This is a genomic window from Serratia sp. 3ACOL1, assembly GCF_003668775.1.
Classification (GTDB): Bacteria; Pseudomonadota; Gammaproteobacteria; order Enterobacterales; family Enterobacteriaceae; genus Chania; species Chania fonticola.
In genome coordinates this window covers 2362272-2384738 of record NZ_CP033055.1, presented here as the reverse complement: position 1 = coordinate 2384738, position 22467 = coordinate 2362272, and the positions used below count along the sequence as shown (strand labels likewise).

The following is a 22467-nucleotide window of genomic DNA, read 5'->3' as shown; positions in this document are numbered from 1 at the left end:
AATTAAAGCTTTTGGTGCGTACTTGGTACTCAGCCTCTTGAACCTATGGATATCACCCGCCGGGAGCCGGGCGCACATGATGTGCAGATTGAGATCGCTTATTGTGGCGTGTGTCATTCCGATCTCCACCAGGTTCGTGGTGAATGGGCAGGCACGCTCTACCCTTGTGTGCCGGGGCATGAAATTGCCGTCCATGAGCGTTATGTGTTGCGTATTCACCACCTGGAATCACAGCTTGCTGCGGTTGTGCCACTGCTATGTGCTGGTATCACCACTTACTCCCCTTTGCGTCATTGGCAGGCCGGTCCGGGCAAAAAAATCGGCGTAGTCGGTATCGGTGGGCTGGTGCATATAGGCATCAAGCTGGCCCATGCTATGGGGGCATATGTCGTTGCTTTCACTACCTCGGCATCCAAACGCGAAGCGGCGAAAGCGCTGGGAGCGAATGAAGTGGTGGTATCGCGCAATGCCAGCGAGATGGAAGCCCACGTGAAAAGTTTCGACTTTATCCTGAATACGGTAGCCGCACCGCATAACCTCGACGCCTTCACCAGTCTACTGAAACGTGACGGCACCATGACGCTGGTTGGTGCGCCCGCCACGCCGCATCCCTGTCCAGAAGTGTTCAACTTGATTTTTAAACGTCGGTCTATTGCCGGATCGATGATTGGCGGTATTCCGGAGACGCAGGAGATGCTCGATTCCTGCGCCGAGCAAGGGATTGTAGCGGATATCGAACTGATCCGTGCCGATCAGATTAATGAGGCTTACGAGCGCATGCTGAAGGGTGACGTCAAGTACCGCTTTGTGATCGATAACGCCACGTTGGTGGCGTAATACCTTTTTTAACCGAGTGTGCTGCTGCCCGCTCATCCAATATGGATAGTGTCATGAGAACCTTGACTATGATGTTATGGCTGTTAATCAGTTCGTTTACTGTAGCTGCAGCCGATATGTCTCAGGGTGCAGATAATTTTTACAAAATTTCTACTCCGAAGCCACAGAGATTGGTTACCTGCTCACGTCATCTTGAGCAAGTTATTTTAACTATTACTGAAGGTGTAGGCTATTTCTCTATGGGGTGATCATTTAGCAGGTTAATATACTAAAAATAGGTGCTATTCAGTTAGCCTTTGAGCTTTGCAATATATGCAAAATGGTTAGATGACTTTGAGGTTTTGGCATCAACAGTGGAATGTTCTGGATGTAATAATCTCGCCGATTCGAGTCCCAATGAAGCCCCCAAAAGTGCTGGGTTTCGGTATACCTATATGGAACAGAGTGTAACTCGATTTGCGAAAAGGAGGAATTTTACTTTGAGACACTATGGAATTCAGTGCAACTCCATGGTGTTAAATTTGGCTCCTCTGACTGGACTCGAACCAGTGACATACGGATTAACAGTCCGCCGTTCTACCGACTGAACTACAGAGGAATCGTGTGAACGAGGCGAATAATAGCGAGGCGTATTGGGTTTGTCAAAGCACTAAAGTGAGGGAAAAGTGCGTTTGCTGCCAGATTGAGCATATTGGCTCGTTTTTCGGCACTTTGCTTTGATGAACAACGCGAAAAAATGCGGATCTATAGGGATGACAAAGAGTAACGGGTTCAACATACCGCTAAACGGGCGCAGTATGCAGCCCCACAAAGTGAGCTAGCTGCCCATTTCGCCATTCCGCTGTAATGACAAAATGTTAAGTAGTACCGCCATAAAGCGATCCCACTAAAATACTCCTCACCGAATATAAATTAATCAGGATGGGTCCTAACACCGTTGGGATGGGGCCACTAGTGAAAACCCAAAATATCTGCTTATTTTTTTACCAAACTGTGATCGAGATTGTTTTTTTATTTTTCAGCTGCCGGATGCTTGGTTTTTCAAAAAAAAGTTGATTTAAATCAAAATGGTAAGTCGATGTAATTGGCGATAAGTGATTTTTTTTAAGATTTTTCTATGTTACTCTGGCGGGCATTCTATGCTGATAGCAGTAATGGGGCCCTCGCAGATCTTGTCAATGCTTGCTTTATTACTCTATGCTACGCCAAGCCATTTTTATAGCGGTAAACTACGCCGTTCCTTTGTTTCCCGGAGTTTTTTAGTAATGAAAAAAACAATCGCCATAGCCGCATTGTGTGTGTTGCTGGCAGGGTGCCAGACTGCGAAAACCAAACCTGCCACCGCCGCCGGTGTCCCTGCGCCAACCCCAGTTACACCAAGCGCTACCGTTACGCAGCCAGCTCAGCCGATGGCTTCTGTCGGTACCGATGACATCATGTATCCCTGCATGAAAGAGCTGAATGCTCTGCAACAGGTTAGCCCGCGGTTGTATCAAACCCGCAGCGTAGAATTGAACGATATTGTTGCGCAGGCCAAGCTTTACATGCGCATTCGTGACAATGTCAGCACCGACATCCATCAAATCATGGATGCCGCCTATCAGTTCCGCATTGCCAAAACCTGTAACCGTATCAGCACCGACCTGACCAATGCCTTGATCGAGCGTGTGACTGGCGCCTAACGCGCATACCCCGTATTCAGATATTCCGGGAATACATGGTGTTGTACCAGAAACGCTCTCTTAGGGAGCGTTTTTGTATTCTGCTCATCCAAAATGCCCTCCAGTTGCACCAGCAAGGTGCGCCAGCAAATTCTCCTTGTTCTTTTCTAACGCTCGTTGCCTACCAAAACCAGTGAGCCTCCTCATTTTTACGGCTGAGAGCGCCAGCAAATCGGCTCTATTTTTGTATGCGCCGTCACAATGGCTAGATTTTTGCTTGGATAAACGCGGGTAAATCGGTTGCGCTCTCGCGCAAATTATTTTCCCCGACTACACATAAAGTGACTGCTCCACGTCATTTACCCGTCGTCTTTCAAGCTGCAGCGTTGTTACCTGCGCTTGCTCACCCCAGTCACTTACAAAAGTAAGCTCCTGGGGATGAGCAAGCTTGTCGTGTAGCAGTGCTGTACAGGGATGTACAAATGCCGCGAGCGCATGGACGCGCTAGAGCGGCCAACTTGAAATCCATAGGGTATACACCCGTCGTCCTGCAACTGCCGCCGTTATTGGCCGCAATTTGCAACTGGCCGGGTCTACGGTCTTTCGCTAAAACAGTGCTGAGGAATGCAAAATGTCATTGAGATTGCTAAAAACCCCGCTTGCTGCTCTGCTTATTGGTTGTTTTAGTACGGCTTTTTCTGCACATGCCGATATCGTGATTGGCGTCGCCGGGCCATTCTCCGGCCCAAATGCCACCTATGGGGATCAATACTGGCGTGGGGCCTCGCAGGCTGCCGCAGACATCAATGCGGCCGGGGGAATTAAAGGGGAAAAAATCAAGCTGGTGCAAGGCGATGATGCTTGTGAACCTAAGCAGGCAGTCTCGGTAGCTAACCGCCTGGTCGATCAGGATCACGTCGCTGCGGTGGTGGGGCATTTCTGCTCGTCTTCCACCATGCCCGCTTCGGAGGTGTATGACGAAGCCGGGATTATTGCCATCACTCCCGGCTCCACCAACCCGAAAATCACCGAACGTGGCATGAATAACATGTTCCGTATGTGCGGCCGCGACGACCAGCAAGGGGTGATCGCCACCAATTACATGCTGGATACCCTGAAGGCGAAAAAGATCGCCGTTATCCATGATAAGGACACCTATGGCCAGGGGTTGGCAGATGCCGCCAAGGCAGAAATGAACAAACGTGGCGTGAAGGAAGTGATGTACGAAGGGCTGTCGCGCGGTGAGAAAGACTTTAACGCTCTGGTGACCAAAATCGCCTCGGTTAATCCAGACGTGGTGTACTTCGGCGGCTGCCATCCAGAGGCGGGTCCGCTGGTGCGCCAAATGCGTGAGCAAGGGGTGAAAGCCAAATTCTTCTCCGGCGACTGTATTGTTACCGAGGAACTGGTGACGGCGGCCGGTGGGCCACAGTACACCACTGGCGTGCTGATGACCTTCGGTAACGATCCGCGTCAGATCCCAGAAGGGAAAGCGGTGATTGCCAAGTTCCGCGAGAGTGGATTTGAGCCAGAAGGGTACACGCTGTACTCCTACGCATCGATTCAGGCCATCGCTGCAGCGTTCAATGCCACCGGTGGTAAAGACAGTGCCAAGGCCAGCGAGTGGTTGAAATCTCACGATGTGGATACCGTGATGGGGAAAAAAGCCTGGGATAAAAAAGGTGACCTGAAGGTATCAGACTACGTGGTCTACCAATGGGATGACAAAGGCAAATATCACCAGCTCTGATGTAAAGATCAACGGATCCGTGCGTATGGCGGATCCGTTCCTTAACCCCCTTTGGGCCGCGTGGTGCTGAACTTGCGGCTCGCCCATCAGGTGAGATTGCTTATTATGGATGTATTCTTCCTGCAACAGCTGATTAACGGCCTGACCCTTGGCGCGGTGTATGGCCTGATCGCCATCGGCTACACCATGGTGTACGGCATTATTGGCATGATCAACTTCGCCCACGGCGAGGTGTATATGATTTCTGCCTATCTGTGTGCGATTGGCCTGGCGCTGCTCTCCTTCTTTGGTCTCCACTCTTTCCCGCTGTTGATCCTGGGCACCCTGGTTTTCACCATCGTGGTCACCGGCGTTTATGGTTGGGTGATTGAACGTATCGCTTATAAACCGCTGCGTAACTCCACGCGTCTGGCTCCGCTGATTTCTGCCATCGGTATGTCGCTGATCTTGCAGAACTACGCGCAAATTAGTCAGGGGCCTCGCCAGCAGGGGATCCCCACGCTGCTGGACGGCGTTTTTCGGCTCAATTTTGATGGCGGTGTGATCCAGATTACCTACACCAAGGTATTTATTCTGGTCGCCGCACTATTGGGTATGGCGGTGCTTACCTACGTGATCCAACGCACGCGCCTGGGGCGTATCTGCCGGGCTACCCAACAGGATCGCAAGATGGCATCGATACTCGGCATCAATACCGATCGGGTGATCTCGCTGGTGTTTGTGATTGGCGCGGCGATGGCCGGGCTGGCTGGGGTGCTGGTCACCATGAACTACGGCACCTTCGATTTTTACGTGGGCTTTATTATCGGCGTCAAAGCCTTCACCGCAGCGGTGCTGGGGGCATTGGCTCATTGCCTGGCGCGATGCTCGGAGGCTTGCTGCTTGGGGTGGCAGAGGCACAGTTCGCCGGCATGGTGAACTCGGATTACAAGGATGTGTTTTCATTCGGTCTGCTGGTGGTGATCCTGATTTTCCGCCCTCAGGGCCTGCTGGGGCGGCCAATGGTCGCTAAGGTGTGAGGGAAACTATGTCTCAATCCACAGTTCATCAAGGGCTGAGTATTAAACGCAGCCTGTTGGATGCCGTTCTCGCGGGCCTGATCGCGCTGATTGTGTTTGGCCCGATCGTCGGCATCGTGCTGGACGGCTACAGTTTCAACTTTGAGCCCCGTCGCCTGGTGGTGATTCTTGCGGTAGTCATGGTGGGGCGCTTGTTACTCAGCCTGTTTTTGCAAACGCCGCTGGGGCACAAGGTGTCGGCGCGTTTTGAGGGGGGCAATGACGGTGTTTATGTTCGGCCAGTCGGAGCCAGAACGAGCCTGCGTTGGATCCTGCCTCTGCTGGCGGTGTTGGTATTGCTGTTCCCGTTTATGGCGACCAAATACCTGCTGACCGTGGCGATCCTCGGCCTGATTTATGTGTTGTTAGGGCTGGGATTGAACATTGTGGTGGGGCTGGCCGGGCTGCTCGATCTGGGTTACGTGGCGTTTTATGCCATTGGTGCCTACGGCTTGGCGTTGGGCTATCAGTATTTGGGCCTGGGCTTTTGGGCGATGTTGCCGCTGGGAGCGCTAATGGCGGCGCTGGCCGGGGCATTGCTGGGGTTCCCGGTGCTGCGTATGCACGGTGACTATCTGGCGATTGTGACGCTGGGCTTTGGTGAAATCATTCGCCTGGTGCTGAATAACTGGGTGTCGTTAACCGGTGGGCCAAACGGCGTTTCGGTTCCTGCTCCGACCCTGTTCGGCCTGGAGTTCGGCCGCCGAGCCAAGGAAGGGGGAATACCGATCCACGAGTTCCTCGGTATTACCTATAACCCCAACCTGAAGTTTATCTTCATCTATGTGGTGTTGTGTCTGGTGGTGTTGCTGGTGCTGTTCGTCAAACACCGGCTGACGCGGATGCCGATAGGGCGGGCATGGGAAGCGTTACGGGAGGATGAAATCGCTTGCCGTTCGCTCGGGCTTAATCATGTGCTGGTCAAACTCTCGGCGTTTATGATGGGAGCTTCCACCGCGGGTATCGCCGGGGTGTTCTTTGCTACCTATCAAGGGTTCGTCAATCCAACGTCGTTTACCTTCTTTGAATCGGCGCTGATCCTGGCGATCGTGGTGCTGGGGGGAATGGGATCGACTATCGGCGTGGTGCTGGCCGCTTTTGTGCTGACGGTGGCCCCGGAACTGCTGCGCAGCTTTGCCGAATATCGAGTGTTGCTGTTTGGCGTACTGATGGTGTTGATGATGATCTGGCGGCCACGCGGCCTGGTGCGTATCAGCCGTAGCAGCTTTACGCCACGCAAGGGGGTAGCACCATGAGCGATGCCATTTTGCGCGTTGAACATTTGATGATGCATTTCGGTGGCATCAAAGCGCTGAACGATGTAAATCTCGAGGTGGAGCGTGGGTCGATCACAGCGTTGATCGGCCCGAACGGCGCGGGGAAAACCACGGTGTTCAACTGCCTGACGGGTTTTTACCGTGCCAGCGGCGGAGCGATCCTGCTCAATACCCACAAACGGCCCATTGATGTGATCCGTATCCTCGGCCAGAAATTCCGTGCAGGGGATTGGATTAACCCCGCGCAACTGGGGTCGCGCCTGTACTACAAAATGTTTGGTGGTACTCACTTGGTGAACCGTGCCGGGCTGGCCCGCACCTTCCAGAATATCCGTCTGTTCCGTGAGATGTCGGTGGTGGAGAACCTGCTGGTGGCGCAACACCGTTTGAGTAACCGTAACCTGATTGCTGGCGTGCTCAATACGCCTGCCTATCGCCGGGCAGAAAATGAAGCGCTGGACCGCGCATTTTACTGGCTGGAAGTGGTCGAGTTGGTGGACTGTGCTAACCGGCTGGCGGGGGAGATGTCCTACGGCCAGCAGCGGCGGCTGGAGATCGCCCGCGCGATGTGCACCACCCCGGAAATGATCTGTCTGGACGAACCCGCCGCCGGGTTAAACCCGGTGGAAACCGCCACCCTGAGTCGGATCATCCGCTTTCTGCGCCAGCATCATGATATTACGGTGCTGCTGATCGAACATGATATGGGAATGGTGATGGAGATTTCCGACCGGGTGATCGTGCTGGATCACGGCAATGTGATCGCCGAGGGAACACCTCAGGAGATCCAACACAATGACAGCGTGATCGCCGCCTATCTGGGCGCAGATGAAGAGGAGCTGGCGGGATGAGCGAGGTGATGCTGGAATTTCGCGAGGTAGATGTCCATTACGGCCCGATCCAGGCGCTGCAACAGGTGTCATTGCAGGTCAGGCAAGGGGAAACCGTAGCGTTGATCGGGGCCAACGGGGCGGGGAAATCCACCTTGCTGATGTCAATTTTTGGTCAGCCTCGCATCAGCGGTGGGCAGATCCTGTTTCAGGGGACGGATATCAGCCAGCGGTCGACGCATTTTGTGGCCAGTAGCGGCATTGCCCAGGCTCCGGAAGGGCGGCGGATTTTCCCTGACATGAGCGTGGAAGAAAATCTGCTGATGGGCACGATTACCCTCGGCAACCATCATGCTGCTGAAGATATGCAGCGTATGTATGAGCTGTTTCCACGCCTGAAAGAGCGGCGTAACCAGCGGGCGATGACCATGTCCGGCGGTGAACAGCAAATGCTGGCGATAGCCCGTGCGCTGATGAGCCGGCCAAAGCTGCTGTTGCTGGATGAGCCGAGCCTGGGGTTGGCACCGATCATCGTCAAACAGATCTTCAGCATTCTGCGGGAGCTGGCCAACGGCGGCATGACAATTTTCCTGGTGGAGCAAAACGCCAACCATGCGCTGAAGCTGTCCGATCGGGGCTACGTGATGGTCAATGGGCAAATCCGCCTGAGCGGCAGCGGTGCGGAGCTGCTGAGCAATCAGGAGGTGAGGAAGGCTTATCTGGGAGGCGCATAAAGGTAACCGCCCCGATGAGGGGCACATTGAACATCCTCGATCGTAGGGGCGTCACATACGGCGCTCCTACTGTTGAAAAAAACAGCGCTACAAAAACGTGATCTAGGTCGCATTCTGGTTACGGGTTAGTTAAAATGGCACCACTGCCAGCCCCTGTTCCGGAACACCTTACAATGGATGAAATCAGCACTTCCCGCTCGACCGCCTGGATGCGCGTGGTCGTCTTGGCCATTTCGGCATTTATCTTTAATACCACCGAATTTATCCCAGTCGGGTTATTGAGTGATATTGCCCAAAGCTTTGGGATGCAAACCGAGCAGGTGGGGCTGATCATCACGATTTATGCCTGGATCGTTGCCACGATGTCGCTGGTCTGTATGTTGCTGACCAGCAAGATCGAACGGCGTAAATTGCTGATCTGGGTGTTTGTCCTGTTTATTGCCAGCCATGTGCTCACTGCGGTGGCGTGGAACTTCACCACGCTGGTGATCTCGCGCGCCGGTGTGGCATTGGCACACTCGGTGTTCTGGTCGATCACTGCGTCATTGGCCATTCGGGTGGCTCCGGCGGGCAAGAAGGCACAGGCGCTGAGCATGTTGGCGGGGGGAACCGCGCTGGCGATGGTGTTGGGATTACCGTTAGGCCGAGTGGTGGGGCAATTGCTCGGCTGGCGTATGACGTTTATTGGCATTGCCGTGTGCGCCACCCTGGCGTTGGTGATGCTATGGCGCTTGCTGCCAGTGTTAAAAAGCGAGCATTCTGGTTCACTGGCCAGCGTTCCCCTGCTGTTCAAACGCCCGGAGCTGGTCAGCCTGTATATGTTGACCATCATCGTGGTGACGGCGCACTTTACTGCCTACAGCTACATCGAGCCCTTTATCCAGACCGTGGCTGGGTTATCCGCCAACTTTACCACCTTGATGTTGTTGCTGTTCGGCGCTGCGGGTATTGTTGGCAGCCTGCTGTTCAGCCGCTATAGCGAACGCTTCCCGTCGGGTTTCTTTATGGGCGCAATTGGCCTGCTGGCCCTCAGCCTGTTATTGCTGTTGCCCGCCTCCGGTAATGAAACGACTCTGACGTTGCTGTGTGTGATCTGGGGCATGGCCATCATGGCGATTGGTCTTTCCATGCAGGCGAAGGTGCTCAGCCTGGCACCGGATGCGACCGATGTCTCGATGGCGATATTCTCCGGTTTGTATAACTTTGGGATCGGCGGCGGGGCGTTGCTGGGTAACCAGGTCAGCCTGCATCTGGGAATGCCAAACATTGGCTTCGTCGGCGCGCCGTTGGCACTGATCGCCCTCGGCTGGTGTGTATTGAGTTTCTACCGCAGTGAACGTTTGCAGCACCATCGGGCTTGATAGCTCTGGCAAACACCTTGTAGATACGCTGCATGCTGACAAACTTCAACCGGTTCTGAACGTAGGGGCGCTGCATGTGAACTGACCCCAAGAAGTTGGACGGTTTAAAATTAAGCAACCATCAAGGCCTGCGTTCTGTATTCCACAGGGCTCAGGCCTTTGAGCTTCTGCTTGATACGTCGGTTATTGTAGTAATCTATGTACATGTCTATCTCTTCAGACAGCTGTTCCACACTCTCAAAGCGGTGTAAATAATACAGTTCAGCTTTCAGATGGCCAAAGAAGTTTTCCATTACCGCATTATCCAGGCAGTTCCCCTTGCGAGACATGCTCTGTTCTATCCCATTTTCCTGCAACTGATGCTGATAAGCCGCCATCTGATAGTGCCAACCTTGGTCACTGTGCAGCAACGGCTTTTCTTCCGTTTTTAGCGTACTCAGCGCCTTGTTCAACATCGTTTTTACCAGGCTGAACACCGGTTTACGGGACATCTCATAGGCAATGATTTCACCGTTAAACAAGTCGAGTACCGGCGATAAATACAGCTTTTCATCCGCGACCCGGAACTCCGTGATATCGGTCACCCACTTTTGGTTAGGCCCTTGCGCGGTAAAATCGCGCTGCAAGGTATTCGGGGCCACTTTACCGACATGTCCCTTGTACGAACGGTACTTTTTACGGCGAACGGGCGATTTCAATTGCAGTTCAACCATCAGTTTTTGCACGGTTTTATGATTTAGCACAGCCCCCATCTTTCGAAGAACACTGGTCACCCGGCGATAGCCGTAACGGCCTTTATGCTCGTTAAAAACAGCCATTATTTGCTGCTTGGTTTCACCATACTTATCCGGTGCTTGATGGCTTTTACAACAATAGTAATACGTACTGCGCGGCAGTTTTCCGGCCCACAGCAAAGCATCCAAACGGTGTTCTGACCTCAATGCACTGATTATTTTTGCCCTTTTCGACGAGTCTGGGCTTCTTTCTGTTGCATCAAGGCTCTCAACTTTTTTATGTAAGCATTCTGTGCACGTAAAAACTCGATTTCCTCCCGCATCTCTTCGGGTGTCAACTCATCAGGCGATTTATCGGCATGGGGGGTTTTGGGATGCTGACGCATTTGGCGACTTCGCTTATTCAGGTTGAGGGCTTCAGCCCCGTTCTCCTGATAGAGTTTAATCCAACGCTCCACAGTAAGGTAACAGGGAATATCGAATTTGGCGGCGATCGTCGCTGAAGAGAGTGGATTTGAAAGCGCGAACTCAACGACAGAGAGCCTGAAGTCAGGCGTGTAATGTGGCTTGCGTCCTACCCGCAGCCCTTGTTCCCCATGATGCTGATAAGCGGCAATCCATCTGCGAAGTTGAACATGGGCAATAGAAAACGTCTTGGCGGTCTGTTTTTGACTGCCGAGTCCGGCAAGATAGTGCCGGACCGCGTCAAGTTTGAACTGAAGTGAATACTTCATCAGAACTGCTCCTCCAAATGTCAGATGTTTGTCCAACATTTGGGGGTCAGTTCACATGCTGCGCCCGTTCATATAACCAATGGTTAACTTTGGACGAGCAATCACCAGGCTAATAATCCTCGGCTTTATCTGTTCCCCATTGAGCAGGGTTATTCGCGATATACTCCCGCGCTAACCCTAACTCTCTTTCGGTACGAATAACCCTTTCCCAATAGTTACGTTGCCAGATAGGTCGCTGTAACTGGCGAGTCACAGCGGCTTTAAAACTGCGAATAATCGTTGCTACGGTAGCGTTAGTCTCCATATGAATATGCAATAACGCATGCATATGGTTAGGCATCACGACAAAATGGTCTAACCCAACAGCAGCAAAGTGCTGAGGTATTTGCAGCCAGCATTTTTCCGCGATAAGCCCGTGGTTATTGAGCTGCATGATTGAATTATTTATTGTGCCGAAAAGGCATTGGCGCTGGTGGGTGCATATCGTTACAAAATAGAATCCCACCGAAGCATAGTCGTAGTTGCGTAAGCGAACGCTTTCTCTTGAACGGTCATGTGTCATTTTTCCTCCTGGTTTTGGTTATTTCATCAGAGGGTGTTTGGTACAAATAGGCCAAATGTTTATTTTTGCGAGGTGTTTTGCAGGATAAAGAAGGGCGCAGCATGCAGCGCCCCTACGGTTGGACATGGTGTTGTGTGGGTATTCCCTCCCTAGATGCTCACCGCACAGCCTGGTTATAGGTTTGCACCTATAAATCTGTCGCGGATAGGTTTGAACGCTGTAGCTTGCCAGGCGACGGGTATATATTGTTTGCCTATCGTTGGTAATAGCAGCGTCTGAACTTTGCGCCATCTTATTAGGAGTTTGATTATGTCCAGCACTCATCTGTCAGGTACCTTTACGCTCGGCACGCATACCGTCAAGCGGCTCGGCTATGGCGCCATGCAGCTCGCCGGGCCTGGGGTTTTCGGTCCGCCGAAGGAGCCTGAAACGGCCATCGCGGTTCTGCGTGAAGTGGTTGCCAACGGGGTCAACCATATCGATACCAGCGATTTTTATGGCCCGCATTACACCAATCTAATTATTCGCCAGGCACTGCATCCTTATGCCGACGATCTGGTCATTGTCACCAAGATCGGCGCTCGCCGCGATGAGCAAGGCGCATGGTTGCCTGCATTTTCTCCGGCCGAGCTGACCCAGGCCGTGCATGACAACCTGCGTAATCTGGGGTTGGATGTGCTTGATGTGGTCAATCTGCGCTGCATGTTTGATGCACATGGCCCGGCAGAGGGGTCGATTGAAGAGCCACTCTCCGTGCTAGCCGAGCTACAACAGCAGGGGCTGGTCCGCCATATCGGGCTGAGCAATGTCACCTCGGCTCAGGTTGCGCAAGGGCAGAAGATTTGTGAGATTGTCTGCGTACAGAATAATTACAACCTGGCACACCGGGATGACGACGCACTGATCGACGAACTGGCTGGCAAGGGCATTGCCTATGTGCCGTTCTTCCCGCTGGGTGGATTCACGCCGTTGCAGTCTACGACGTTGTCAGAAGTTGCGCAGCAGGTGGGAGCCTCGCCTATGCAAGTGGCACTTGCCTGGTTGCTGCAGCGTTCACCAAACATTCTGCTGATCCCAGGGACATCTTCCCTAGCCCATCTGAAAGAGAATCTTGCCGTAGCCCAGCTCAAACTGCCGAGCGATGCTGTTGCGAAGTTGAATGCGATGTAAGGCAACCCGGCAACCATAACCTCTGCGGGAGCTCTGGGTTCCCGCTAAAAATACATCTTCCCAGCATTCTCAGCCCTCTGCGTATCAACGCCAGTCCTGTTTTCTTTAATGTATTAACAAAATCCATTCTCGTCAGGAAAGACACAAATGTTGTCTTAAATGTGTCCATTTCATCAGATGATTGTTAATATGTTAACGAATAATCACCAAGACTCACGCCCACAACCGCTGAGGCGTTATTGATGATAGAGGAGCCGCTATGCCACCTGCCTTTACTAACCGGCCGCCACGTTGGTTGATCCCGCTACTGGGATCGCTGGTGGCTTTTGGCCCGCTGTCGATTGATATGTATCTACCTGCGTTACCCGCTATGGGGCAGCAACTGCATGCCACACAGGGGCAAATGCAGCACTCATTGGGGGCATTCTTTGCCGGTTTTTGCATCGGCATGTTGCTGTACGGGCCGCTTAGCGATCGGCTAGGCAGGCGAAAGCTGTTGCTTAGCGGCATGCTGTTGTTTGTGATTGCCAGCGTGCTATGCACGCAGGTCACCCAGATTGAGCAATTGGTGGTACTGCGGGCGCTACAGGCATTTGGCAGCGGGGCCGCCGTGGTGATGGCGCGGGCTATCGCCAGAGATGTTTATACCTCAGATGAACTGCCCCGAGTATTATCGCTGATGACGCTGGTTACCATGATTGCACCGCTGCTGGCCCCGCTGTTGGGCGGTGCTTTGCTGACGGTCTTCGACTGGCAAGCCATCTTCATGCTGTTGGCGGTGGTGGGTTGTATCAGCGGGTTATTGGTGTTCTGGGTACTGCCGGAGACGTTAAAAACCCCGCCAGGGCAGTCAGGCAGCATCCTGAAGGCGTTTCATAACTATTGCCTGTTGGTCCGTGACAGAGAAGCAATGGGCATTATTGCTACCCTGGCGTTTTCCTTCGCGGGCATGTTTGCCTTTATCAGCGGTTCTCCCTTTGTCTACATCAGCTACTTCCAGGTGCCTGCTCAGTATTACGGGCTGTTGTTTGGCTGCAACGTCATTGGCATGATCGCCGTGCTGCTGCTGAACGTGCGGATGCTGAAGGTCTACAGCCTGCCGCGCCTGTTGATGATACAAAGCAGCGCCCAGGTGTTGTTTGGGTTATTGCTACTGGTGTTCCATCAGCAGAGCCTCTCTATCCTGGTGATTCTGGTGGTGTTGTTTATGTCGCTGGTGAATGCTATTGGCACCAACAGCCTGTCGCTACTGTTGCAACAACGTGGCCAACAGGCTGGGAGTGCCAGCGCGCTCGCTATCTCATTGCAGTTTGGCATGGGGGCGTTGGCAAGCCTGGCCGTTTCCTGGTTGCAGGATGATACGCCGTTTGCCATGACGTTGGTGATGGCCGTCTGCGCGGCACTAGGTTGGGTAGGGCAGAGAATGTCTGTGGCGCGTATTGGTTCACGGCTGCATGAATAGGTAGGATGTGGTGGTGAGGTTTTCATGCGCATTGCCGTTGCCGACAATGCGCATGAGGTTTACCGATTTAAATCACTGACTATTGGCAATAATACCGCGCAACAGCTTCTTCAAAATGCCCACTTCGTCTGCCGTGAAGGCGGACAGGACCTGTTCTTGCTGTTTGGCGGCAATATCTCTCAGCACGCTGGCCTGGCGTTCGCCAGCCTCGGTCAAGTGATGGCCATTCTCGGTGCTGGACACCAAGCCTTTACGGTACAACGCTTCCTGCGCCTCTTCGATTTCTCTGGTTGGCATCGCCATTTCCGCCAGCAGGCAGGCCTTATCAAGGCAGGCGTCGCTGTCTAATACCAACAGCATTCTGGCCTCGCTGGCCCGCAACCCGGTGGAGAGCTGCTTGGGCTGGTAGCTACTTTGATAGCTGCGCAGCGCCTGGGTGAGCAAGTAGAAGACGTTGTTATTCAAGCGTTCCTGCCTGGCGCTGCCTACTGCATTCTGTGCAACGCGCTCCGCCACCTGCGGATAAGGCAGCACCATGGAATAGGATCCTTGGTGATACACCAGCGGTGCGCGGCCCAGGTCGTCAAACGCCACCACTTTACCAATCAGGATCCAATGGTCACCGCCGTCAACTTGCTGATATTTCTCACACTGAAAGCGTGCGGCACAGTCGGTAAGCAAAGGTACGTCACCCGCGCCGACCTCCACCTCAATCCCGGCAAATTTATCCTCGCTGGGGCGGGCGAAACGATTGGAAATATCCATCTGATCGGCGGCCAGCACGTTAATGGCGAAGTGGCTGGCTTGTTCAAAGATCGCATAGCTGCCGGAGCGTTTATCAATGCTCCATAATACCAACGGTGGATCCAGTGATACCGAGTTAAAACTATTGGCCGTGACTCCCACGCGGGTGCCATCTGCGGTTGCTGCCGTCACTACCGTCACGCCGGTGGCGAAGTTGCCCAGCGCACGCCGGAATGCGCGTGGATCCAGAGCAGGTTCTGTGTGATGTGTCATTAAATAGGTTCTCCTGCTCGTTATACCATCGTCGGATCGGGTTCTAACCCCATCAACTCGCGGCCTAATATCTGTGCACAGACATCGTAATCGGTATAGGCGTGTGCCCCAGTCATGTGCGAGTCGCGGAACAGGCGCTGGATCTCATTGCTTTCCATCCAACTGGTTGCCCCAGCAGCGCTGAACAAGCGATCGACCGATTCGATACACATTTTGACCGCGTAGGCCTGGTTGGTACGCCAGAACGTCAATGTCTCGTGGGAAGGATATTGGTGCTTTCGGCCGTGTTCGGCATGTTCTTGCCAGGTTTTTTCCAAAAAGGCGCGGGCGGCAGCAACCTGATGGGTGGACTCTGCCAGACGCATCAGCGCCGGGGTGGCCGTCCCCACGCTGGCTCCGGTATAGGCTCGCACGCGGTTTTGGGTTTTTTCTTTAAAGGCGACTAGCATGCGCTCCGCAACGCCAAGGCTGATGGCGGCAAAACCGCAGGCGAAATAGGGGCGATAGGGCGAGTAGAAAATATTACTGTCTGGGTAAAGGCCGAAACCCGCAGAGCGCCCGTGCATCATATCCTGAGCGGCCTCAATGCGGTGGTTCGGCACGAAGGCATTTTTTATCACCAGCGTTTTGGAACCGCTGCCGCGCATGCCAACCGCAAACCAGTCATCACGAATTTCGTAATCGCTACGTGGGATCACGCCAAAGCTGTAGAGCAACTCACCGTCGGCGTTTTTGCGGCGAAAGCCGACAATCGCCCATTCGGCATGGTCACAACCGCTGCTCCAGCCCATTTCACCGCTCAGATAGACACCGCCTTCGGCTTCCTCAATGCGGCCAAACGGGGCAATACTGCTGCTGGCGGTGGCGTCTGGATTATCTCCCCAGATCTCTTGTTGTAGTTTGGGGGAAAACATCGCTATCTGATGGCTGTGGGTGCATAACAAACTGAAAGCCCAGGCGGTTCCGCCACAGGCTCCGGCCAGCGCGGCGACACAGTCGGTGAATTCTGGCAGGGAGATTTCCAGGCCACCGAATTTTTTCGGTTGGAACACCCGGTGCATACCTATGCTTTTTAACAAACGGATATTCTCATCCGGTACTTTTCGTTCGCTTTCCGCCTGTGCGGCGTTGGCAGCGATAAGTGGCAGAATGGGCAGTAATTTTTCCAGCATCGGGTTGCTAGTTTTCATCGGTTGGTTCCCTCGGTAGGGGTGGGCGTGGGATGAGTATGGGGGAAGGGTATTTTAATGGAATGTAACATTCAGGTAAAAAATTGTACTTTTCATGTTAAATGTTGAGGGTGTGATCTGGAGGCGGGTTTGTGTAGAGCCGGCTTGGTGATGCATTTGTTTGCGAAAGCGGGTGATACTATCCCAGAGCCCTCGAGCTGTTTTAATTATGACCTGGACCCTCAAGTTATGGGACACCTCTAGTCAGACAATTTTGCTCCTAAAGATGATGTATGCAATGCCTCCTGTGAGAACGGTAATAATCATCAGAGGCCACAGACTTTCCCAGACAATGTTGATGCTGGCATCTTTCAGATATATTTGCTTGGTGATATTCACAAAATGGCGCATGGGGTTGAGCATGGTCAGGTGTTGCAACCACTGGGGCATATTCTCGACAGGGGAAATAGCACCTGATAGCAAAATTGCTGGCATCACCATTCCAAAGGTGCCGATAAATGCTTGTTGTTGGGTCTGGCACAGTGATGAGATAAATAACCCGAAACCAACCAGTGAAAGGCCGTAAATCAGCATAGAAAAATAAAACAGCCACAGTGAACCGCTGAAGGGAATCGAAAACAAAAAAATACCGATCAGCAAGACCAACGTTGCCTGAAAGAACGCGACACACACTGCTGGTACTGCCTCTCCGATAAAAAGCTGCCAGGTAGTTATGGGCGACACCAGCAACTGATCCAGGGTACCCTGTTCACGTTCGCGGGCAACCGAAAGGGCGGTGACCATTAAGACCCCTATAGTAGCAATCATAGCGATCAGAGAGGGTATGATCATCCATTTAAAATCCAGGCTCGGATTGTACCAATTACGTATGATTAACTCGCTGTTGTTAGGTTTTTCATAACCATAATCAGCAAGTATTTCGTTCTGATACTGCAAAATGATCGACTGAGCATAGTTGGCGGCGATCCTTGCGCTGTTTGAGCTACGGCCATCAAGCAACAATTGAATCGACGCCGTATTGCCGTTGATAATATTCTGGGAAAAATCGACGGGAAAACGAATCAGTAGCAACGCTCGTTGGTTATCTATCGTCGTTTTGATCTCTTGCGGATTATGCAACAGGATGGTACGAGAGAACGAATCCGCCATAGCCAAGCGCTGGATCAACTCCATTGATTGTAGACCATTATCCTCGTTATAAATGGCGAGTGTGGCGTTTTTTACCTCCAGCGTAGCGGCATAGGGAAAAAGCAGAGCCTGTAAAATAACGGGGACGATTAGGACGGCACGAGTATCTGCATCGCTAAAAAGGGCCTGCATTTCTTTAGCGATCAATGTCCATAAACGAGACAGCATAGAGGCTCCTTAATCTAGTCGTCGTAGGGTTTTATTGGCGGTCAACCAGAGCAGTATGGTTGCTGAAGAGACTAGAAATAACAGGTTAGTAACCAGTACGACGCCGATATTTCCTGCCAGAAACAGGGTTTGCATTGCGCTGACGAAGAAGCGGGCGGGAATGATATACGTTACAGCCCTAACTAACACAGGCATGCTGTCAATTGGGAAAATAAAGCCGGAAAGCATCACGGCAGGCAAAAAGGCGGCGTTCATTGAAATCAATGCGGCGTTGAACTGAAGGCGCGTCACTGTTGAAATCAGCATTCCCAGTCCGAGTGAGCTGAGCATGAATAGACTGCTGGTGAGCAGCAACAGTAGATATGAACCGCGGAAAGGGATGCCGAGGATCAGGGTTGAGGTCAGCATACAAAGCCCCATCACGCTCAGACCCAATAGGTAATAGGGTATCAGTTTGGACAACAGAAACTCCGCCGGTGTGATTTGGGTAGAAAGCAATGCTTCCATTGTGCCGCGTTCCCATTCGCGAGCAATGACCAGCGAAGTCAGAATTGCACCAATTACGGTCATGATGATGGTGATCGCGCCAGGCACGATGAAATACTGACTGTTCGCGGCTGGGTTATACCAGTAGCGTATTTTAGGCTCAATCAGCGGCCGATCATTGCGGCCCTGGTCGTTACTTTGCTGCAACTGCCAGATTTGCCAGATGCTCTGAACATAACCTTGAACGAAGTTGGCCGTGTTGGGATCGCTACCGTCGGTGATCACTTGCAGTGGCGCCCGCTCGTCCGGATGTGCCAGACGTTTGGAGAGATCCGCAGGAATAACCACCATGCCGCTGATATGACCGGCTTGCATCATTTCAGTCAACTCAGGTCGGCTGATGCTGAGGAAAGGAGTGATATAGGGCGTACTGGTAAAGGCCTGGATGAGATCGTTGGCGTCCTTGCTTCGCTGCTCAACCAGTATGCCAAGCTTCAGCCGATTGGAGTCTAGATTGATACCATAACTGAAAATGGCTAACAGCATTAGTGGGATAACGACTGCGACCAAGCCAGTGCTGGGGTCACGCAGGATTTGACGTATCTCTTTGATGCACAGCGCGTGCAGACGTCTCCAGGAAAAACGATCGCTGTCCATTATGCTTCCTCTGCATCATAATTTTTGATCAATGCGATAAACGTTTGTTCCATCGTCGGATCGGGGTTTTGCGCATTGGCAATCTGGTGTTTAAGCTCGTCTGGGGTGCCGATAGCGATAATTTTTCCGCGGTAAACTAATGCAATGCGGTCACAATACTCTGCTTCTTCCATAAAGTGCGTCGTCACCATTACCGTAACGCCTTTATCCACCATTCCATTGATATGTAGCCAGAATTCCCGGCGAGTAATGGGATCAACGCCAGAGGTGGGTTCATCAAGAAACAGAATGTCTGGTTGATGCATAAGGGCGCAGGCCAAGGCCAGACGCTGTTTATATCCCAGGGAAAGGGAATCTGTTTTTTGGCCCATCAGGGAATGCAGGTTGAAGGCGGCGATCATTTCAGTCATTTTGTCGTGCTGCTTTTTGCCACGCAGACCATAAATGCCGGAAAAAAATCGCAGGTTCTGCGCGACCGTCAGGTTGCTGTACAGCGCAAATTTTTGTGCCATGTATCCCAGGCGTTGGCGTGTATTACTGGCATTTTTTTTCAAATCTTCACCCAGAACCAGAGCTTGGCCGGAACTAGGAACCTGTAACCCGCACATCATTTTAAACGTTGTGGATTTTCCCGCGCCGTTGGGACCAAGCAAGCCGAATATTTCACCACGCTGTACTTTGAAACTGACACGGTCATTGGCGAAAAAATCGCCATACCTTTTGGTTAATTCCCGGGCTTCAATAACCGTTTCATCTGGACTTGCCTCAATGGCTGACAGGACCTCTGTCAGTACTGACTTACTGTTCTGATTACCGCCAAGCAGATCAATGAAAGCGTCTTCAAAACGGGGGGCTGTATCCGTTATCTTCGCGCAGGACAGATTGAGATTGTGTCGCAGTTGCTGGCGATCGACACCCGCTTGCAAAGCCAGACGTAAAAATTTCCCCTGGATGACGCCGTCACTAACTTCTGGCAGGACAATTGCTCGCTGTAATAGTGCGCGATGGCTGATTTCCGATGTCTCAATTTGCACGGTACGCCCTGTCATGCTCTGTGTCAGTGTTTGTGGTACGCCGTTGAATAAAATCTTACCCTCGTTTATCAACAGGATATTGCTGCATCGCTCAGCCTCATCCAGGTAGGAGGTACTCCATAAGATCAACATTCCGTCGTCGGCGAGCTCATGCACCATCTGCCACAGTTCACTACGTGAAATGGGGTCGACACCTACGCTGGGTTCGTCGAGCAACAAAACCTGGGGTTGGCCGAGTAACGTACATGCCAGCCCCAGTTTTTGCTTCATACCACCGGAAAGCTTACCGGTCATGCGGTTGGTAAAATGCGTCAAATCGGTAAACGTCAATAGGCGACTGAAGGCTTGTCTACGCTGTTCCCCTCTTATGCCGCGCAGCTCTGCGTATAGCGTCAGATTTTCGATGACCGTCAAGTCTTCATACAGACCGAACCTCTGCGGCATATAGCCCAGAATGGTATGTAGATGGCGAGATTGCGTGCAGGGATCCAACCCCGCCACCCGAACTTTCCCTCCGGTTGGTGTCATCAGGCCAGCGAGCATGCGGATCAGGGTGGTTTTTCCTGCACCATCAGGGCCGATAAGACCCGTTACTGCACCACTGTGCAATACGGCGGTCAAACCATTGACCGCGGGTTGCTCGCGAGTTGGGAAATGTTTTTGCAGCGACTCCATCTCAATAACGAATGTTGGTTTTATCATTGTTATTCTGCCCCTGGCCTGAGTTACTTTACGTCGTCGGTAAAATGCAGGGTTACGGGCATTCCCTGTCGCAATGAGCTATCGGGATCGGTAACGACGATGCGCAGGCGATAAATCAGATCGGTACGCAGATCGGGGGTTTCCACATTCTTGGGCGTAAATTCGGCAGTAGAGGAGATAAAGCCAACTTTACCGTGGTAGTAGTTGTGCGGACGGCTGTCAGTGGATATTTTCATCTTCGTGCCTGGTGCTACCTTGCCGAGACTCGCTTCACTAACATAGGCTCGAATCCACACGGGCTCTGTCAGTGACAGCGTAAATACCGTGCGGTTTGCGTTGAGTATGGTGCCAGGTTCTACGGCACGAGTTAACACTACACCGATGGAAGGGGCATATAAGGTGGTATCCAAAAAGTCGCGTAGCGCCTGTGATTCGGTTGCCTGGTAATACAAAACGTTGGCTTTAGCCTCTTCAATCTGTTGTGGGCGGCTGCCTTTCTGAAATATCGTGAGTTGTTCTTTTGCAACCTGCAGCGCGGCCAATGCCTGGTCGCGGATGGAACGGGCCTCCTCCAGTTGGTTTTCTGGAATGGCTTTCAACTTCCATAATTTCAGTTGCCGCTGTAAAACGCTATTGGCGTAGTTGTAAGCAGCAAGCCGTTGGGCTACCTCGGAATGCCCCTGACCTATCTCTTCATCACGATAACCTGCCTCCAGCAGAGACAACCTGGCTTTGGCGCTAGCGACATTCGCACGTGTCAACGTCAACGCATCAAGGTAACTTCCAGAGTCTAACTGGCCGAGTATCTGCCCCGCTTTGACGATGTCACCTTCATCCACATTAAGCGAGGCAAGTCGACCTGATACCCGGAATCCGACATTAACCGATCGGGTATCGACATTGCCATAAAGCGTCAGCGGCTTCTCCTGTTGCTGCTGAGATTGATAGCCATAATATGCGGCAATACAAAAAATAATTACTATGGCAATAGTTTTAATCCTATTTTTGCTCATCTTGCTGGTCGCGCCTCCATTTTTATGATTTGAAGTTATCCGGTTTTTATGGGGCAATAGGGTGTCAGGAGTGATATTTTTTAGACTTGCATTAATTCAATTTAATTTAAAGGGTGATTATTCTGAGTTTATACGTTTAACGATTAAAAATAAATCGGATGTATCTCGGTTTAATAATGGACTACTCTTTTTTTTGTGTTCAGTACAATTTATTTTCTAATGTTGTAGTACATTGATGTTGAAAAAAAGAAATCGGTTAGCTGTTCTGGCGCTATTTGTGAAGGATACGGGAAATGGAATTACAGGAATCACAGAATGAGGGGGGGCGTCGTTAAATGAACAATTGAATCAGCGTTTAGCGCAGTTGATTGCGAGTCAACTGAACACGCCTGTGCACAGAATCAGTGCAAAGGAACCGTTGACGCGTTACGGGGTCAATTCTTCTCTTGCCTTACAGCTTGCGTGCTTGCTGGGAGGTTTTTTTGAAGGGATTGGCTCCACCTTCTTTTTTAAAAATAGAAATATACAGGCAATAACGGATCATCTTTTGGTGAACCAACGGAAGGCCGTGATCGCTTGGCTGAGCGATTTTCCACAAGGGAAGTGCACCACGAAAACGATCTTGTCATCTTCCGGAACAGCCCGAGAGAAAAATAAAGAAGACAGTTTGCGGGACATGACAAAACGTTATCTGAGAGAGTTGATAGGCCGTACATTGAGGCTATCACCCAAGGCGTTGAAAGATCATTCACCATTCAATGAATTTGGTTTTAGTTCCCTTGCTGTAGTGTCTATTACACAGGAGCTTGAAGATATTTTTGACGAATTACCAGTAACATTGT

The 22467-nt window shown here is 51.9% G+C and carries 17 protein-coding genes, 1 tRNA gene and 3 pseudogenes; 12 read left to right on the top strand and 9 right to left on the bottom strand.

The window, feature by feature from the left end:
* Position 1: 1 nt before the first annotated feature.
* Both D9980_RS10700 and D9980_RS10695 read left to right on the top strand, forming a co-directional pair.
* Positions 2–837 (top strand): annotated as a pseudogene (locus D9980_RS10700) (NAD(P)-dependent alcohol dehydrogenase).
* Positions 838–890: 53 nt separating this feature from the next.
* Complete coding sequence (locus D9980_RS10695) at positions 891–1085, top strand: hypothetical protein (RefSeq protein ID WP_121607270.1); 195 nt, start codon at positions 891–893, stop codon at positions 1083–1085.
* Positions 1086–1359: 274 nt separating this feature from the next.
* On the opposite strand, the gene D9980_RS10690 is transcribed toward D9980_RS10695, so the two are convergent.
* A tRNA-Asn gene (locus tag D9980_RS10690) sits at positions 1360–1435 on the bottom strand.
* Positions 1436–2102: 667 nt separating this feature from the next.
* Here D9980_RS10690 and D9980_RS10685 point away from each other — a divergent pair.
* From D9980_RS10685 to D9980_RS10655, 7 genes and pseudogenes are all read left to right on the top strand, one after another.
* Positions 2103–2519: a hypothetical protein gene (locus D9980_RS10685; protein WP_024485160.1), complete on the top strand. Its 417-nt coding sequence runs from the start codon at positions 2103–2105 to the stop codon at positions 2517–2519.
* 610 nt (positions 2520–3129) lie between these two features.
* Entirely contained in the window at positions 3130–4248 is a 1119-nt protein-coding gene (locus D9980_RS10680) for a branched-chain amino acid ABC transporter substrate-binding protein (protein WP_098930542.1), read from the top strand.
* Between the two features lie 105 nt (positions 4249–4353).
* Positions 4354–5267: pseudogene (locus D9980_RS10675) on the top strand (branched-chain amino acid ABC transporter permease LivH).
* Positions 5268–5275: 8 nt separating this feature from the next.
* Positions 5276–6562: a high-affinity branched-chain amino acid ABC transporter permease LivM gene (gene livM, locus D9980_RS10670; protein WP_121607269.1), complete on the top strand. Its 1287-nt coding sequence runs from the start codon at positions 5276–5278 to the stop codon at positions 6560–6562.
* Entirely contained in the window at positions 6559–7434 is an 876-nt protein-coding gene (locus tag D9980_RS10665) for an ABC transporter ATP-binding protein (RefSeq protein ID WP_024485157.1), read from the top strand. The genes livM and D9980_RS10665 overlap by 4 nt, the downstream gene beginning before the upstream one ends.
* A complete protein-coding gene (locus D9980_RS10660; protein WP_121607268.1) occupies positions 7431–8147 on the top strand; it encodes an ABC transporter ATP-binding protein in 717 nt (238 codons plus the stop codon). Before D9980_RS10665 ends, D9980_RS10660 begins: the two co-directional genes overlap by 4 nt.
* A gap of 173 nt (positions 8148–8320) precedes the next feature.
* Positions 8321–9508 (top strand): sugar transporter, encoded by a 1188-nt coding sequence (locus D9980_RS10655; RefSeq protein WP_121607267.1) that lies wholly within the window; start codon positions 8321–8323, stop codon positions 9506–9508.
* A gap of 110 nt (positions 9509–9618) precedes the next feature.
* On the opposite strand, the gene D9980_RS10650 is transcribed toward D9980_RS10655, so the two are convergent.
* Both D9980_RS10650 and D9980_RS10645 read right to left on the bottom strand, forming a co-directional pair.
* A protein-coding gene (locus tag D9980_RS10650) for an IS3 family transposase (protein ID WP_370454336.1) occupies positions 9619–10979 on the bottom strand; the annotation gives its coding sequence in 2 pieces (ribosomal slippage) (positions 9619–10461 and positions 10464–10979; 1359 coding nt in all).
* A gap of 106 nt (positions 10980–11085) precedes the next feature.
* Positions 11086–11538, bottom strand: a complete 453-nt coding sequence (locus D9980_RS10645; RefSeq protein ID WP_121607266.1) for a transposase — start codon at positions 11536–11538, stop codon at positions 11086–11088.
* A 309-nt stretch (positions 11539–11847) separates the two neighbouring features.
* Between D9980_RS10645 and D9980_RS10640 the strand changes: the two genes are divergently transcribed.
* Both D9980_RS10640 and D9980_RS10635 read left to right on the top strand, forming a co-directional pair.
* Positions 11848–12708 carry an aldo/keto reductase family oxidoreductase gene (locus D9980_RS10640; RefSeq protein WP_121607265.1) on the top strand — a complete coding sequence of 287 codons (861 nt, stop codon included), beginning with the start codon at positions 11848–11850 and terminating at the stop codon, positions 12706–12708.
* Between the two features lie 259 nt (positions 12709–12967).
* Positions 12968–14170: a Bcr/CflA family multidrug efflux MFS transporter gene (locus D9980_RS10635; protein ID WP_121607264.1), complete on the top strand. Its 1203-nt coding sequence runs from the start codon at positions 12968–12970 to the stop codon at positions 14168–14170.
* Between the two features lie 72 nt (positions 14171–14242).
* Here D9980_RS10635 and D9980_RS10630 read toward each other — a convergent pair whose 3' ends face one another.
* From D9980_RS10630 to hlyD, 6 genes are all read right to left on the bottom strand, one after another.
* Positions 14243–15187, bottom strand: coding sequence for a p-hydroxyphenylacetate 3-hydroxylase reductase component (locus D9980_RS10630; protein ID WP_065683277.1), 945 nt, complete (start codon positions 15185–15187; stop codon positions 14243–14245).
* A 20-nt stretch (positions 15188–15207) separates the two neighbouring features.
* Positions 15208–16377: a p-hydroxyphenylacetate 3-hydroxylase oxygenase component gene (locus D9980_RS10625; RefSeq protein WP_121607263.1), complete on the bottom strand. Its 1170-nt coding sequence runs from the start codon at positions 16375–16377 to the stop codon at positions 15208–15210.
* 243 nt (positions 16378–16620) lie between these two features.
* Entirely contained in the window at positions 16621–17733 is a 1113-nt protein-coding gene (locus D9980_RS10620) for an ABC transporter permease (RefSeq protein ID WP_121607262.1), read from the bottom strand.
* Between the two features lie 9 nt (positions 17734–17742).
* Positions 17743–18876, bottom strand: a complete 1134-nt coding sequence (locus D9980_RS10615; protein ID WP_121607261.1) for an ABC transporter permease — start codon at positions 18874–18876, stop codon at positions 17743–17745.
* Positions 18876–20612 (bottom strand): ATP-binding cassette domain-containing protein, encoded by a 1737-nt coding sequence (locus tag D9980_RS10610; RefSeq protein ID WP_121607260.1) that lies wholly within the window; start codon positions 20610–20612, stop codon positions 18876–18878. The genes D9980_RS10615 and D9980_RS10610 overlap by 1 nt, the downstream gene beginning before the upstream one ends.
* A 23-nt stretch (positions 20613–20635) precedes the next feature.
* Positions 20636–21625, bottom strand: coding sequence for a secretion protein HlyD (gene hlyD / locus D9980_RS10605; RefSeq protein WP_121607259.1), 990 nt, complete (start codon positions 21623–21625; stop codon positions 20636–20638).
* Positions 21626–22016: 391 nt separating this feature from the next.
* On the opposite strand from hlyD, the pseudogene D9980_RS27270 reads away from it, so the two are divergent.
* Positions 22017–22448: pseudogene (locus D9980_RS27270) on the top strand (acyl carrier protein); the annotation flags it as partial.
* Positions 22449–22467: the final 19 nt, after the last annotated feature.

Bases quoted from the DNA above. Each gene is read 5' to 3' on its own strand.
- hlyD (WP_121607259.1), bottom strand. From the start codon at position 21,625: ATGAGCAAAAATAGGATTAAAACTATTGCCATAGTAATTATTTTTTGT.
- D9980_RS10635 (WP_121607264.1), top strand. From the start codon at position 12,968: ATGCCACCTGCCTTTACTAACCGGCCGCCACGTTGGTTGATCCCGCTA.
- livM (WP_121607269.1), top strand. From the start codon at position 5,276: ATGTCTCAATCCACAGTTCATCAAGGGCTGAGTATTAAACGCAGCCTG.
- D9980_RS10625 (WP_121607263.1), bottom strand. From the start codon at position 16,377: ATGAAAACTAGCAACCCGATGCTGGAAAAATTACTGCCCATTCTGCCA.
- D9980_RS10680 (WP_098930542.1), top strand. From the start codon at position 3,130: ATGTCATTGAGATTGCTAAAAACCCCGCTTGCTGCTCTGCTTATTGGT.
- D9980_RS10610 (WP_121607260.1), bottom strand. From the start codon at position 20,612: ATGATAAAACCAACATTCGTTATTGAGATGGAGTCGCTGCAAAAACAT.
- D9980_RS10695 (WP_121607270.1), top strand. From the start codon at position 891: ATGAGAACCTTGACTATGATGTTATGGCTGTTAATCAGTTCGTTTACT.
- D9980_RS10655 (WP_121607267.1), top strand. From the start codon at position 8,321: ATGGATGAAATCAGCACTTCCCGCTCGACCGCCTGGATGCGCGTGGTC.
- D9980_RS10645 (WP_121607266.1), bottom strand. From the start codon at position 11,538: ATGACACATGACCGTTCAAGAGAAAGCGTTCGCTTACGCAACTACGAC.
- D9980_RS10660 (WP_121607268.1), top strand. From the start codon at position 7,431: ATGAGCGAGGTGATGCTGGAATTTCGCGAGGTAGATGTCCATTACGGC.
- D9980_RS10615 (WP_121607261.1), bottom strand. From the start codon at position 18,876: ATGGACAGCGATCGTTTTTCCTGGAGACGTCTGCACGCGCTGTGCATC.
- D9980_RS10665 (WP_024485157.1), top strand. From the start codon at position 6,559: ATGAGCGATGCCATTTTGCGCGTTGAACATTTGATGATGCATTTCGGT.
- D9980_RS10640 (WP_121607265.1), top strand. From the start codon at position 11,848: ATGTCCAGCACTCATCTGTCAGGTACCTTTACGCTCGGCACGCATACC.
- D9980_RS10630 (WP_065683277.1), bottom strand. From the start codon at position 15,187: ATGACACATCACACAGAACCTGCTCTGGATCCACGCGCATTCCGGCGT.
- D9980_RS10685 (WP_024485160.1), top strand. From the start codon at position 2,103: ATGAAAAAAACAATCGCCATAGCCGCATTGTGTGTGTTGCTGGCAGGG.
- D9980_RS10620 (WP_121607262.1), bottom strand. From the start codon at position 17,733: ATGCTGTCTCGTTTATGGACATTGATCGCTAAAGAAATGCAGGCCCTT.